The organism is Pseudomonas sp. Yb2C2, from assembly GCF_052112325.1.
Taxonomy (GTDB): Bacteria; Pseudomonadota; Gammaproteobacteria; order Pseudomonadales; family Pseudomonadaceae; genus Aquipseudomonas; species Aquipseudomonas marginalis.
On sequence record NZ_JAVAJK010000001.1, the window covers coordinates 170,225 to 183,283 of the forward strand.

Sequence of the window (13,059 nt, forward strand, 5' to 3'; positions counted from 1 at the left end):
GCCTACTCAGATGGCGGTGACGGTGTACGTGCAGGACGGGCTGGTGATGCGGGTGCCGTGCAGCATTCCCTTGGGAATTACCACGCCTTCCCCGGCCTTGAGGCGCACCGTCAGTTCGGGGCTGGCGACGAACTCCAGCTCGCCTGATTCGACCCAAAACAGTTCGTCATTCGGGTGGGTATGCAGCACCGACAGCTCGTGTTCGGTCTCGGTAATCCTCAGGTCCACGGGTTTGTGGCCCTGGAGCGCCGCTGCCTGTGCGCGATGCTCATCGAACGCGTCATGCCAGTTGATATGGGCATACAACTCTTCGTCGGCGATGTCCTGAAGCAGCCTGAACTCTTCAAAGCCGCGAATAAGGTCGGGGATGATCTGGGGGCCGAACTGCTTGATCATGGGAATGATCAGGCGCTGGAGGGCCATTCTTCCGTGGTGCACATCGATGTGGGCATGCTCATCGAAATAGCCCGTGGAGACGCTGCCGTTAAAGATGGTCTTGATCGCGCGTGACTGGTGCTTGGTGGTCAGCGCCAATGTAGCTTCGGTGTAGTACATGGCGCCGATATAGCGGAAAAGCTCGCCATGGTTGGCCGATACGTAGTGGAAGTAGTTGGTGAGCGACAGCGACGCCGGCGTATAGAACTGCCAGTAGTGGTGCACATGATGGGACATGCCCATGTCCTGGAGCATGTCTTCAAAAATGGTGCTGTGCTTCTTTTTGTCGACGCCGTAGCCATACTCGTCGATCAGGATCTTGAACAATTCGCTGGTGTACACACCGCTGTTGCCCAGTACGTTGCGGGCCATGGCCGATGCTTCACTGAGGAAGTCTCCCGCACATTGCGTCATGAAAAACCTGGCGGCTCGCTCGGGATGGCGGCTGGTGGTCAGCACTTCATGGAGTTTGGACTCGGATCGGGCGACGTCATCCAATACTTTATCGGTGTGGGCGATAAAAGAGTCCAGGCACCAAGGGCCATTGATATGTACTTCTTCCTTGAGCCAGTTGTACAAGTAGTGTTCCAGCAACGGGCGGATCTTTTTGCCACTGGCCGCGTGCTGCGGATCATAGAAACGCTTGAACGCCTTGAAGTCCAGTTCCAATGGCGGCTTGGGCAAGAAGACCAGGTCTTGTTCGTAGATATTCAATAACAACCGCTGTGCCAATAGATGCTGGCTGTTTGAAAGCTGGTCGCTGGTCAGGCAGGTGGTGATGATTGAATCGGTTACGTCCTGCGGCCGCGAAGGGCGCTGGTAGGGGTTTTGGGTATAAAAATCGTGGGGTTGAGCAAAGGCGCCAGCACCACAATAGTGGGTCAATGCTTCGGCATTCGAACTTAATACAAAGTCTGCTGCATTATCGGAAAGCTGAGTTGTCCATAACATGAGGGGGGCCTTTTGCTGGCGTTGTTTGATGGCCAGATGCTAAGGCGTGGATTTTTTTTAAAACAGATTAGAAATAGTGCGCGCAAGTAGTGAAATTCACTAAAGGCGTAGGAGAAATTTTCTTTATGGAGTGGGCCCGTTGAATAATCGGCAGCAGCGGCTATACATAGACGCTGGCTTTTATCGGTCGTGTTTAGATGAATACGGTTGCGCCCATCGTCCTATATAGCGACGAGGCGCTTACCAGCCCCTCGTCGATATCGTTGTCACTACGCCGGGGTTTCCAAGGTTCGGGCAGTGCCTGCCAGGGCCAGTATCCCGGTGCGCAAGTCGGTGCCGCTGGGTTGCTGGTACAGGTTCAATCCGAACTCCGGCAACACGGCCAGCAGGTAGTCGAAAATATCCCCCTGGATCCGCTCGTAATCGGCCCACACGGTGGTGCGGGTAAAGCAGTAGATCTCCAGCGGCACGCCCTCGGCGGTGGTTTGCATCTGGCGCACCATGCAGGTCATGTTCGGCTGGATATCCGGATGGCTTTTGAGGTAGGCCAGGGCATACGCGCGGAAGGTGCCGAGGTTGGTCATGCGCCGGCGGTTCGCCGACAGTTGCGCGCTGTGGCCCTGGGCTTCGTTCCAGGCCTTGAGTTCGGCCTGCTTGCGCCCGATGTAGTCGGTGAGCAGGTGCACCTGGGTCATGCGCACTTCTTCATCGTCACGCAAAAAGCGCACGCCGCTGGCATCGATAAACAGGCTGCGCTTGATGCGTCGCCCACCCGAGGCCTGCATGCCGCGCCAGTTCTTGAACGATTCCGACATCAGGCGCCAGGTCGGGATGGAGACGATGGTCTTGTCGAAGTTCTGCACCTTGACCGTGTGCAGGGTGATGTCCACCACATCGCCATCGGCGCCGACCTGGGGCATTTCGATCCAGTCGCCGACGCGCAGCATGTCGTTGCTGGTCAATTGCACGCTGGCGACGAATGACAACAGCGTGTCCTTGTAGACCAACAGGATCACCGCCGACATCGCACCCAGGCCCGACAGCAGCAACAGTGGCGAACGGTCAATCAGGGTCGCGACGATGATGATCGCGCCAAACACGTACAGCACCATCTTCGCCAACTGCACGTAGCCCTTGATCGAGCGGGTACGCGCGTGTTCGGTGCGCGCATAGATGTCCAGCAGGGCGTTGAGCAGGGCGCTCATGGCCAGCATCAGGAACAGGATGGTCAGGGCCAGGGCCACATTGCCGATAAACAGGATGGCGGTCTTGCTCAGGTCCGGCACCAGGTACAGGCCGAACTGGATCACCAGCGACGGCGTCATCTGCGCCAGGCGGTGGAAGACTTTGTTGTGCCGCAGGTCGTTGAGCCAGTGCAGCGCCGGTTGCCGGCCGAGCAATTTGACGGCGTGGAGGATGAGGTAACGCGCCACCCGTCCGAGCAGCAGGGCCACCACCAGCAACACCAGGAAACCGAGGCTGGCATGCAGCAGCGGGTGTTCGTCGAGGGTGCCCCAGAGGTCTTGGACGTTGAGCCAGAGCTGTTTGATATCCATGGATGAAACCGATTCTTCTGTAAGACAAGACGGCGCGATTAGAGCATTTAAGTGCAACAAAGTTGATGCCGTGGACAAATGCTCTGACAAAAAAGCAACTGATTAGCGCCGTTCGCGTAAAGACACTCGGTTTGGACGCCCGAAACCGGTACCCTATGCAGCTGATTTTTTGTATTTCTTCGAGGTAGCACCCGTGTTTTCCCAATTCGCCCTGCACGAACGCCTGCTCAAAGCCGTGGCCGAGCTTAAATTTGTCGAGCCTACGCCTGTGCAGGCAGCGGCCATCCCGCTCGCGCTCGAAGGGCGTGACCTGCGGGTGACGGCTCAAACCGGGAGTGGCAAGACCGCCGCTTTCGTGCTGCCGATTCTTAATCGCCTGATCGGCCCGGCCAAAGTCCGCGTCAGCATCAAGACCCTGATCCTGCTGCCGACCCGCGAGCTGGCCCAGCAGACCTTGAAGGAGGTGGAGCGCTTCTCGCAGTTCACCTTCATCAAGTCCGGCCTGATCACCGGTGGCGAAGACTTCAAGGTCCAGGCCGCCATGCTGCGCAAGGTGCCGGACATCCTGATCGGCACGCCTGGGCGCATGATCGAGCAACTCAATGCCGGCAACCTTGACCTCAAGGAAGTCGAGGTGCTGGTGCTCGACGAAGCCGACCGCATGCTCGACATGGGCTTTGCCGACGACGTGCAACGCCTGGTGGCTGAATGCGTGAACCGCCAGCAGACCATGCTGTTCTCCGCTACCACCGGTGGTTCGACCCTGCGCGAGATGGTCGCCAAGGTCCTGAACAACCCTGAGCACCTGCAGGTCAACAACGTCAGCGACCTGAACGCCACCACGCGCCAGCAGATCGTCACCGCTGACCACAACGTGCACAAGGAACAGATCCTCAACTGGTTGCTGGCCAACGAGACCTATCAGAAGGCCATCGTGTTCACCAATACCCGCGCTGCCGCCGACCGCATCTACGGCCGCCTGGTAGCCCAGGACTACAAGGCGTTCGTGCTGCACGGCGAGAAAGACCAGAAGGACCGCAAACTGGCGATCGACCGTCTCAAGGCCGGCGGCGTGAAGATCCTGGTCGCCACCGACGTCGCCGCGCGCGGCCTGGACGTGGACGGCCTGGACATGGTCATCAACTTCGACATGCCCCGCAGCGGCGACGAATACGTGCACCGTATCGGCCGTACCGGGCGTGCGGGCAACGATGGCCTGGCGATCTCGCTGATCTGCCACGGCGACTGGAACCTGATGTCGAGCATCGAGCGCTACCTCAAGCAGTCGTTCGAGCGCCGCACCATCAAGGAAGTCAAAGGCACCTACACCGGGCCGAAGAAGGTCAAGGCATCGGGCAAGGCCGTTGGCGTGAAGAAGAAAAAGACCGACGCCAAGGGCGAGAAGAAAAAGGCCGGTGCCAAGTCGCCGACCAAGCGCAAGATCGCCAACCGGCCGAAGACCGACAACCTATCGCTCGTCAGCAAGGATGGCATGGCGCCGCTCAAGCGTCGCAAGCCAGAAGCACCCGCTGCCGAGTAAGGCTTGAGGAATGTGAAAAAACCGGACGTTGTCCGGTTTTTTTATAGCCTCAGTTTTTCGTTTTGGCGGCAGCTTCTTTCAATTCCTTGAGCCGGGCATCGATCAACTGACACTTGTCAGGGAACTCTGCGCTTTCAGTATCCAGGTCCATCTTCTGCAGCTCGTCGTTCATCTCCTTGGCCTTGGTCGGGTTCTGCTCGGTGAGTTTGGCCACTTCCTGGGCCAGTTGCTCGCGCTTGGCCGTGGCCTCTTCCGGGGTGCAGGCCCAGGCGGGCAGGGCGGTGAGCAACGTGGCGGCGATGGCCAGGTTCATCAGGGTTTTCATGGTCGGACCTCCTTGGCGGTGATGCTCAGTTGAGGGGGCGAACGTCTGGAAAGTTCAGAGAAATGACGCCCGTCGGTTGGTATGAACGGCCACAGCCCCATAGGGTCACTCCTACAGACGGGCTACTTTCCTTAGGCCTGCAGGAGGAATCAGGATGACGACTTACAACTGGGATCTGATCGAACGTCTGCTGCATGAAGTGCAGAACGGCGAGGGCAGTTTTGCCCCGCGCAAATACGCCGAGCAGGAAGCGGCCGAGAAGGCCACGGCGGGCGAGTCCACCGGTAACCTGGATGCGCTGAAAAAGACCGCCGCGGACTATGAAGCGCTGTTGTTCAAGCGTGGGTTTATCGAGTCGCGGCCTGAGGAAGAAGGCGGTAACGGAGAGAATTTCATTCTGACCGCCCTGGGCGCGCAGCTGTTGGCGCTGATCGACAGCTCCATCCCGGGCAATGATCATCCGCGCCAGGTGCTGGATGAGCAGGCCGATGCGTTGGACCCGGCGACCTTTGCAGAAGTGGCCTCCAAAGCGCAGATCGCCTGACCCCTCCATGCCCCGGCACCCAGGCGGTGCCGGGCACGCCGAAACTGTCGGATCGGTAATCTGCCGCTAAGGTTGCTGACAGCCGACGCCCCCTAATCTGCTGCCATTCAACTGACGGACTTGAATCGGCATGCACTCTACTACCTCCAGACGAACCTTCGTCAAAGGCCTGGCCGCCGGCGGCCTGCTCGGCGGGCTCGGGCTATGGCGCACGCCGGTATGGGCGCTGACAAGTGCGGGCGAGCCCACCGTGCTGGCGGGCAGCGAATTCGCTCTGTTTATCGACCAGACGCCGGTCAACCTCACGGGTCAACAGCGCACCGCGTTGACCATCAATGGCAGCCTGCCCGGCCCGTTGCTGCGCTGGCGTGAGGGCGACACCGTGACCCTGCGCGTGCACAACCGCCTCAGCGAGCCGACGTCGATCCACTGGCACGGCATCGTGTTGCCGTCGACCATGGACGGCGTGCCCGGCCTGAGTTTCAAGGGCATCGAGCCGGGTGGCGTGTTTGTCTATCAGTTCAAGGTCAGACAGCACGGCACTTACTGGTACCACAGCCATTCCGGGTTCCAGGAGCAGCAGGGGGTGTACGGCCCGCTGGTCATCGAGCCGTTGGAGCCCGAGCCCTTCACCTGCCAGCGCGACTACGTGGTGATGCTCTCGGACTGGACCGACGAAGACCCCGTCGCCCTGATGAAGACCCTCAAGAAGCAGTCCGATTACTACAACCGGCATAAGCCCACCGCGGGCGATTTCGTACGGGATGTGGGCAAGCAGGGCTGGTCGGCCACCGTCAGCGACCGGCTGATGTGGGCGCAGATGAAGATGAACCCTACCGATCTTGCGGACGTCAGCGGCCAGACCTACACCTACCTGCTCAACGGCCAGCCCCCCGGCCTCAACTGGACCGGGGTATTTGAGGCCGGGGAGAAAATTCGCCTGCGCTTTATCAACGGTTCGGCGATGACCTATTTCGATGTGCGCATCCCGGGGCTGAAGATGACCGTCATCGCCGCCGATGGCCAGCCGGTCAAGCCGGTCAGCGTCGATGAGTTCCGCATTGCGGTCGCCGAAACCTTCGATGTGCTGGTGGAGCCCACGGCAACGGCCTACACGCTGTTTGCCCAGTCCATGGACCGCACGGGTTATGCCCGTGGCACGCTTGCCCGCCAGGCGGGGGCGACGGCGCCCGTACCGGCGCTTGAGCCGCGCCTGTGGATAACCATGGACGACATGGGCATGGGTGGGATGGATCACGGCGCCATGGCGGACATGCCGGATATGGCGGGCATGGATCACAGTGCGATGGGCGCGATGTCGATGCAGAGCCACCCGGCCAGCGAGCAGAACAACCCTTTGGTGGACATGCAGGCGATGAGCCCGGTGCCCAAGCTCGACGACCCGGGGATCGGCCTGCGCAACAACGGTCGGCGAGTGCTGACCTATGCCGACCTGCACAGCACCTTCGACGATCCCGATGGCCGCGATCCCACGCGCACCCTTGAATTGCACCTCACCGGGCATATGGAGAAGTTCGCCTGGTCATTCAATGGTGTGAAGTTCTCCGATGCCGAGCCCTTGCAACTGACCTATGGCGAGCGCGTCCGGCTGGTGCTGGTCAACGACACGATGATGAGCCACCCGATTCACCTGCACGGCCTGTGGAGCGACCTTGAGGATGAAAACGGCCAGTTCCAGGTTCGCAAGCACACCATCGACATGCCGCCGGGCTCGCGCCGCAGTTACCGGGTGACCGCCGATGCCCTGGGGCGTTGGGCCTATCACTGTCACCTGCTGTACCACATGGAAATGGGCATGTTCCGTGAAGTGCGCGTGCATGAATGAGGAAGCGAGCATGAACCGTCGGGTTTTATCTGTGTGTATCGCGCTGGCCGGGTGGGCATTCGGCTCGCTGGCGCAGGCCGAGGAGTTTCAAGGCATGAGCCCGGCGGTTCCGGCGTTGAGCGAAAGCCGTACGCCGATCCCGCTGCTCACCGACGCGGATCGCGCCGCTGTGTATAACGCGCCGGGCGGGCATGTGGTGCATGACAGCGGCATCAACTCAATGCTGCTGGTCAATCAGCTGGAATGGCAAGGCGGCGGTGGCGGTGGTGCGCTGAACTGGGACATCAAGGGCTGGCTCGGTGGTGACATCGACCGCCTGTGGCTGCGCAGCGAAGGCGAGCGCAGCGCCGGTCGCACCGACAGCGCCGAAGCCCAGGCGTTGTGGGGGCACGCCATCAGCCCTTGGTGGGACCTGGTTGGCGGCGTGCGCCAGGACTTCAAGCCCGCAGATAGCCAGACCTGGGCGGCGTTCGGCCTGCAGGGCATGGCGCTCTACGACTTCGAGGCCGAGGCGACGCTGTTTGTGGGTGAGTCGGGCCACACCGCGGCACGTCTGGAAGGGGACTACGACATCCTGCTGACCAACCGCCTGATCCTTCAGCCGACGGCCGAACTCAATTTTTATGCGCAGAACGATCCGCAGCGCCGGGTGGGCGCAGGCCTGTCAGAAAGCGAGCTGGGCCTGCGCTTGCGCTACGAGGTGCGCCGGGAGTTGGCGCCTTACGTGGGGGTGAGTTGGAACCGCAGCTATGGGCGGACGGCGCAGTACGCTCGCGACGAAGGCGAAGACATCAGCCAGCTGCGCTGGGTGGTCGGTGTGCGCCTTTGGTTTTAACCGGTTTCTTATTCCTATAACTCGCCGCCTTGAGCGGCCTGGAGCCTTGCATGTCGATGTTGAAAACCGCGTTAACAGGGGGGGCGCTGTGGGTCGGATTGATGATCAGCCTGCCGGCCTCGGCCCATCCGAAACTGTTGTCCTCCCTCCCTCCAGCCGGGGCCCAAGGTGCCGCGCCGGCCGTCATTGAACTGCGCTTTTCGGAGAACCTGCTGACGCAGTTTTCCGGGGCCAGGCTGACCATGACCGATATGCCCGGCATGCCCAATTCGCCGATGCCCATCAAGGCCAGTGTCGCGGCGAGCACCGACCCCAGGGTGATGCTGATCAAGCCGGCCTCTGCACTGGCTACCGGCACCTACCGGGTCGATTGGCGCGCAGTGTCATCCGACACGCACCCGATTACCGGTAACGTGGTGTTCAGCGTCCAGCCATGAGCGAATTGACCCAAGTCACACTGCGCTTTGCGCTCTATCTTGACCTGATGCTGTTGTTTGGCCTGGGGCTCTTTGGTCTCTACGGGCTCAAGGCGCCGGAGCGCGTGCTGCTGAATTTGAAGGGCCTGCTGCGGCTGACGGCTGGCGTCGGGATAGTGCTGTCGATGGCGTCGCTGTTGACGCTGACCCAGGCCATGAGTGGCGCGACGGATTGGCAGACGCTGTGGCCGCATCTGCACATGATGCTCTGGCAGACCGACCTGGGCTTGACGTGGTGGCTACGGATGGCGGCGCTGGTGGTGGCTGCGCTTGGCACTCGCCTGCCATTGGCCACGTTGTCGGGCGCCGCCGCGTTGGTGACGCTGGCGTGGACCGGGCACGGCGTGATGCATGAAGGCACGCTGGGTGTGTGGCACATCCTCAGCGACGGCGCGCATCTGTTGGCGGCCGGCGGCTGGGTCGGGGCGTTGGCGGCGTTCGGGTTGTTGTCGAGGCGCACGTCTTTGCACGATGCTTATCACGTTCGGGTGCTGGCAAGGGCGCTGAAGGGGTTCGAGCATGTGGGAGCGGGATTTGTCGCGGTGCTGATCGGCACCGGTGTGGTCAACTATCTGCTGGTGGTCGGGCTGAATCTGGAGGGCCTTACCGGCGGTGTCTACGCGATCCTGTTGTGCCTGAAGCTGGGACTGTTTGGCTTGATGCTGGGGCTGGCGGCGCTCAATCGTTTCCACCTGACGCCGCTTCTGCAACGGTCCGTGGCGACCGGTGATTATGTCGCTGCCATGGCTGCGCTACGGCGCAGCATGGTGCTGGAGATGGGGGCAGGGGCGCTGATCCTCGCGCTGGTGGCCTGGTTGGGCACCCTGGCGCCCAATTAGGACTGCGCGCTTTTCAGGCATTTGAGCGCCTGGAAGTCACTGCGGACCTTGTCGATTTTCTGGGTGAGTTTCAGCCGTTGCGGCACGCTGCTGTCGGCCATGACGTCGATGATCAGGCTGCGCGCGGCGGCTTCGGTCTGGGCATACGCCGCGCGATACTCCGGTGTCCACAGGCTTTCGCGGTCCACCAGCAGTTGCTGGATTTTCTGCGGGAAATCGGCGCTGTGGCGTTGCTGCACGGCGTCGATGAATTGTGCCTGCCAGTGGGCACGGTTGCCGATCCACTGCTCGTTCTGCTCGCCCAGGCTGATGGACCAGGCCATGACCCGGTTCTTCTGGCTATCGCTCAGTGGCCCCATCCACGCATCCAGACGCTTGTTCATACGCTCGGCGCGGTCCTGGATCTGCTTGGCCAGCGGCGGCTTGAGGTATTCGTCCTGGCGTTTGCGCAGGTCCTTGGCCAGGGCATCGTTCATGTCGTTGACCTGTTGGTCATCCAGTCCTTGTAACAATTCAATCGCCGACGGGGTGATTTCCCGCGCCACCTCGGCAATCGCCTGCTTGGCCTCAACCGTGCGGGTTTGCAGCGCTGCATCGGTGACCTGGTTGCTCTCGACCATTGCTTGCAGGCGGTCGAGCCAGTCGAGGTAACCCGGCAATTGTGTGGTGCAGTGCCAGGCCAGGTGGTCCTTGAGCTTGTCGTTGAACCAGCTCTTCTGCCCGGCGTTCATGTCCAGGTAGTCGTTGAGGGTCCAGGGGATGATCACGTCCAGGTTGCGGTAGGCCAGGCCCACACGGTTGCAGCCGGCTAGCACCAGGCTCAGGGTCAGGAATACCACCAGCAGTTTGAGCCGATGCAACATGGGCGTGTCCTTGCGCATAGGGGAGTTAATGCATGTGAACCCGCGGCGCACGCGACAGTTCAGCCCATCAATAAAACGACCGCACCGCCTTCAGGGTCAACAGGCCATCGCATTGCGAATTGTGTCCGGAGTAGGCCGAACAATCGCCACCGCTGAGGCTGGAGTCGCTGTAGATCAGGTCCAGGTCGATGCCTTTCCAGGCGCGGGAGAACTGTACCGACCAGTCGCTGAAGCTGCTGATGGTGCCGCCCTCTACCGAAGCCGGCGTGCCCAGCTGATGGGTGGTGTATTTCATGCTGACGCCGATGCCGAAGGGCTGGGTACCGCCGAGGTCGGCGAACAGCGTGCTGTCCTGGCGGTCCGGGTCGTTGCTGAAGGAAGCGCCGAAACGATTGCCGAGTAGATTCAGACCGCCGTAGAACTCCTGGCTGTCGAGGGGGCTGAGCTTGGGGTAGCTGTAGTGGATCAGGCCGACTTCATAGCCCAGGGTCTGGTCGAAAGGGTGCTTGAACCCCATGTACGAATCGACTTCGAGAGTGCTGGCCGAGGACAGGCCCATGTTCGGCGAAAACTGGCCGAAGTACAGGCCGCTGTCATGGCTCAGGTCCAGCCCGCCATGGAACGAGTCACTGCCCGGCGAGGTCGGCTTGACCAGGCCCTGGGCCATGCTGCGGCTGGGGGTGGTGCCCAATTTCAGGTCGAAGTCGCCCAGTTCACGCTGGAAAATCTGCGCTTCGGCGAGAGGGCTGGCCGCCAGGATACTGGCCACGAAAATGCAGCGTTTAAGCATGCTTCACTCCATGAAAAGCGAGGAGCAGTAACGGAAAAATAGGGCAGATGCCCGTGCTAGACGTGTGCAAGCATACCGGCGAATGTCAGGAGGTGAGGCCCGTTCGTCGATTTGCACGTTCTGAAGGTGACGCGAGAGGGTATTTCGGGCTCTAGTCCTAGCGCCTTGAAGGCAAGACGCTTAGGGACCAGATGTGCTGCGCGGTATTACTTTTTACCCAGGCTGATCTGCTTGGACGGGCCGAAAGTCTGGCCGCTCACGCCCTTGGCAATTTGCTGGATTTCGCCACCGGACTTGAGGAAAGCAGCAATCTGGCTGTTGATCGATTCGCTGGTTTCAACGGCGGGAGCTGGCTTTGCTTTGCTGTTGGATGCTTTTACACGCATGGCGGCCACTAACCTGTAGAAAATTAACTTGGCCAGGCATCGTACAGGAAATACTTGACAATTGCTTGGTAAATATCCCCCGGGAATAAGAGCGGCAGCTGAAAACAGCCAAAGTTTATTTTTGATATTAGCCCCTAACTTACTGTTTTAACTCGAAACCACGGGCTGAGCCGGCACCGGCGGCGTGGCAAAACTCAGCCGAATGATCGGACGAGCGGGGCGGTGCCACTGGAACGCCAGGCAAACCCGCGATTTTTCAGGCGCACGCGCGTGGCAAGCGCAACTCGGGTAGAATGCCGCCCACGCAATGAGGGTATTGGAAATGGCTTTAGTCGGGCGCTACAACAGCTTGCAAGTGGTTAAACACACTAACTTTGGTTTGTACCTCGATGGTGCGCAAGATGGCGAAATCCTCTTGCCTAATCGGTATATCCCCAAAGATATTCCCAGTGAAGATGAAGACTGGCTTAACGTTTTCATTTATCTGGACAGCGATGACAAACTTATCGCCACTACCGAAAAACCGAAAGTTCAAGTCGGCGAATTTGCCAGTTTGAAAGTCGTGGAAGTCAACAGTATTGGCGTGTTCCTCGACTGGGGCTTGCCAAAGGATCTGTTGCTGCCGTATTCGGAAGAGAAACGTCAGATGACCGCCGGTGAATACTGCGTGGTGCATGTCTACCTCGACAAACACACCAAGCGTATTACCGCGACCGCGCGCCTCGACCGCTACCTGGACAAGACGCCGGCCAACTACGTCGTGGGCCAGGAAGTCGACCTGCTGGTCGCCGAAGCCACCGACATGGGCTTCAAGGCGATCATCAACAACAAGCACTGGGGCCTGATCCACAAGAACGAAGTGTTCAAGTTTCTGCGCCCGGGCAAGGAAGAGAAAGGCTTTATCAAAGAGATCCGCGCCGATGGCAACATCAGCCTGAGCCTGCAACCGGTCGGCCAGGAAGCGGCGTCCAGCCTCAACTCGAAGATCCTCGCCAAGTTGCGTGAAAACAACGGCAGTTTGCCGGTCAGCGACAAGAGCGATCCGGCGGTGATCAGCAACTTGTTTGGCGTGAGCAAGGGCAACTTCAAGAAAGCCATTGGTGCACTCTACAAGCAGGGCCAGATCGTGATTCACGCGGATCGCATTGAACTAAGCTGAGTGCGGTTTGCTCTTCTGTAGGAGCGAGCTTGCTCGCGAAAAAGGTCCATCCGACACCGTGATGCGCCTGGAATATTTTCGCGAGCAAGCTCGCTCCTACAGAGGCTGCATCAATGTCCAAGAAGTCTGTCTTTGCCTACCTCGGCACCTTGCTTGCCTTCCTGGTCCTCGACGGCCTCTGGCTTGGCGTCCTCATGGGCCCGACCTACAAATCCCTGCTGGGCCCGCTGATGCTCGATCAGCCTCGCCTGTTGCCCGCAGTGCTGTTCTATCTCCTGTATGTCCTCGGTTGCGTGGTGTTCGTGGTCTTGCCCAGTGCCAGCTGGCAGCGCGCGGCGCGACTGGGTGCATTGCTGGGCCTGGTGGCCTACGGCACCTATGACCTGAGCAATTGGGCCACGCTGCAAGGCTGGTCCGGCGGGTTGGCGGTGATGGACATGGCCTGGGGCACCTTCCTCACAGCGGCCTGTTGCACGGTCGGGTACTTGTGTGCACATCGGGTGCACCGGTGATT

At 60.3% G+C, this 13,059-nt stretch carries 14 protein-coding genes; 8 read left to right on the forward strand and 6 right to left on the reverse strand.

Annotated elements, in window-relative coordinates; all coding sequences use genetic code 11:
* Positions 1 to 6 precede the first annotated feature (6 nt).
* Both Q8X51_RS00795 and Q8X51_RS00800 read right to left on the reverse strand, forming a co-directional pair.
* A complete protein-coding gene (locus Q8X51_RS00795; protein ID WP_242001066.1) occupies positions 7 to 1,386 on the reverse strand; it encodes an iron-containing redox enzyme family protein in 1,380 nt (459 codons plus the stop codon).
* 269 nt (positions 1,387 to 1,655) lie between these two features.
* The gene (locus tag Q8X51_RS00800) at positions 1,656 to 2,942 is read right to left on the reverse strand and encodes a mechanosensitive ion channel family protein (RefSeq protein ID WP_065924707.1); all 1,287 of its coding nucleotides are present in this window, start codon (positions 2,940 to 2,942) and stop codon (positions 1,656 to 1,658) included.
* 193 nt (positions 2,943 to 3,135) lie between these two features.
* Between Q8X51_RS00800 and Q8X51_RS00805 the strand changes: the two genes are divergently transcribed.
* A complete protein-coding gene (locus Q8X51_RS00805) occupies positions 3,136 to 4,482 on the forward strand; it encodes a DEAD/DEAH box helicase (protein WP_027603770.1) in 1,347 nt (448 codons plus the stop codon).
* A gap of 49 nt (positions 4,483 to 4,531) precedes the next feature.
* Here the strand turns inward: Q8X51_RS00805 and Q8X51_RS00810 are convergent, their stop codons facing one another.
* A complete protein-coding gene (locus Q8X51_RS00810) occupies positions 4,532 to 4,807 on the reverse strand; it encodes a hypothetical protein (RefSeq protein ID WP_407693416.1) in 276 nt (91 codons plus the stop codon).
* Between the two features lie 154 nt (positions 4,808 to 4,961).
* Here Q8X51_RS00810 and Q8X51_RS00815 point away from each other — a divergent pair, with 154 nt between their 5' ends.
* From Q8X51_RS00815 to copD, 5 genes are all read left to right on the forward strand, one after another.
* A complete protein-coding gene (locus tag Q8X51_RS00815; RefSeq protein WP_017134854.1) occupies positions 4,962 to 5,351 on the forward strand; it encodes a hypothetical protein in 390 nt (129 codons plus the stop codon).
* A gap of 130 nt (positions 5,352 to 5,481) precedes the next feature.
* A complete protein-coding gene (locus Q8X51_RS00820) occupies positions 5,482 to 7,197 on the forward strand; it encodes a copper resistance system multicopper oxidase (RefSeq protein WP_407693417.1) in 1,716 nt (571 codons plus the stop codon).
* 10 nt (positions 7,198 to 7,207) lie between these two features.
* Positions 7,208 to 8,032 carry a copper resistance protein B gene (locus Q8X51_RS00825; protein ID WP_330214975.1) on the forward strand — a complete coding sequence of 275 codons (825 nt, stop codon included), beginning with the start codon at positions 7,208 to 7,210 and terminating at the stop codon, positions 8,030 to 8,032.
* 50 nt (positions 8,033 to 8,082) lie between these two features.
* Complete coding sequence (gene copC / locus Q8X51_RS00830) at positions 8,083 to 8,469, forward strand: copper homeostasis periplasmic binding protein CopC (RefSeq protein ID WP_027603774.1); 387 nt, start codon at positions 8,083 to 8,085, stop codon at positions 8,467 to 8,469.
* A complete protein-coding gene (copD, locus tag Q8X51_RS00835) occupies positions 8,466 to 9,347 on the forward strand; it encodes a copper homeostasis membrane protein CopD (protein ID WP_074847432.1) in 882 nt (293 codons plus the stop codon). The genes copC and copD overlap by 4 nt, the downstream gene beginning before the upstream one ends.
* Here the strand turns inward: copD and Q8X51_RS00840 are convergent.
* The 3 genes from Q8X51_RS00840 to Q8X51_RS00850 all read right to left on the reverse strand — a co-directional run bounded on the left by Q8X51_RS00840 (position 9,344) and on the right by Q8X51_RS00850 (position 11,386).
* On the reverse strand, positions 9,344 to 10,210 hold the full coding sequence (locus Q8X51_RS00840) for a DUF6279 family lipoprotein (RefSeq protein ID WP_065924702.1): 867 nt from the start codon (positions 10,208 to 10,210) through the stop codon (positions 9,344 to 9,346). The genes copD and Q8X51_RS00840 overlap by 4 nt on opposite strands.
* 67 nt (positions 10,211 to 10,277) lie before the next feature.
* Positions 10,278 to 11,000, reverse strand: a complete 723-nt coding sequence (locus Q8X51_RS00845) for a TorF family putative porin (RefSeq protein ID WP_027603777.1) — start codon at positions 10,998 to 11,000, stop codon at positions 10,278 to 10,280.
* Between the two features lie 206 nt (positions 11,001 to 11,206).
* Positions 11,207 to 11,386: a hypothetical protein gene (locus tag Q8X51_RS00850; protein WP_003193095.1), complete on the reverse strand. Its 180-nt coding sequence runs from the start codon at positions 11,384 to 11,386 to the stop codon at positions 11,207 to 11,209.
* 322 nt (positions 11,387 to 11,708) lie between these two features.
* On the opposite strand from Q8X51_RS00850, the gene Q8X51_RS00855 reads away from it, so the two are divergent.
* Positions 11,709 to 12,545, forward strand: coding sequence for a CvfB family protein (locus tag Q8X51_RS00855; RefSeq protein WP_053133042.1), 837 nt, complete (start codon positions 11,709 to 11,711; stop codon positions 12,543 to 12,545).
* Between the two features lie 113 nt (positions 12,546 to 12,658).
* Positions 12,659 to 13,057 carry a DUF2177 family protein gene (locus tag Q8X51_RS00860; RefSeq protein WP_407693418.1) on the forward strand — a complete coding sequence of 133 codons (399 nt, stop codon included), beginning with the start codon at positions 12,659 to 12,661 and terminating at the stop codon, positions 13,055 to 13,057.
* The last annotated feature ends 2 nt before the right edge of the window (positions 13,058 to 13,059 follow it).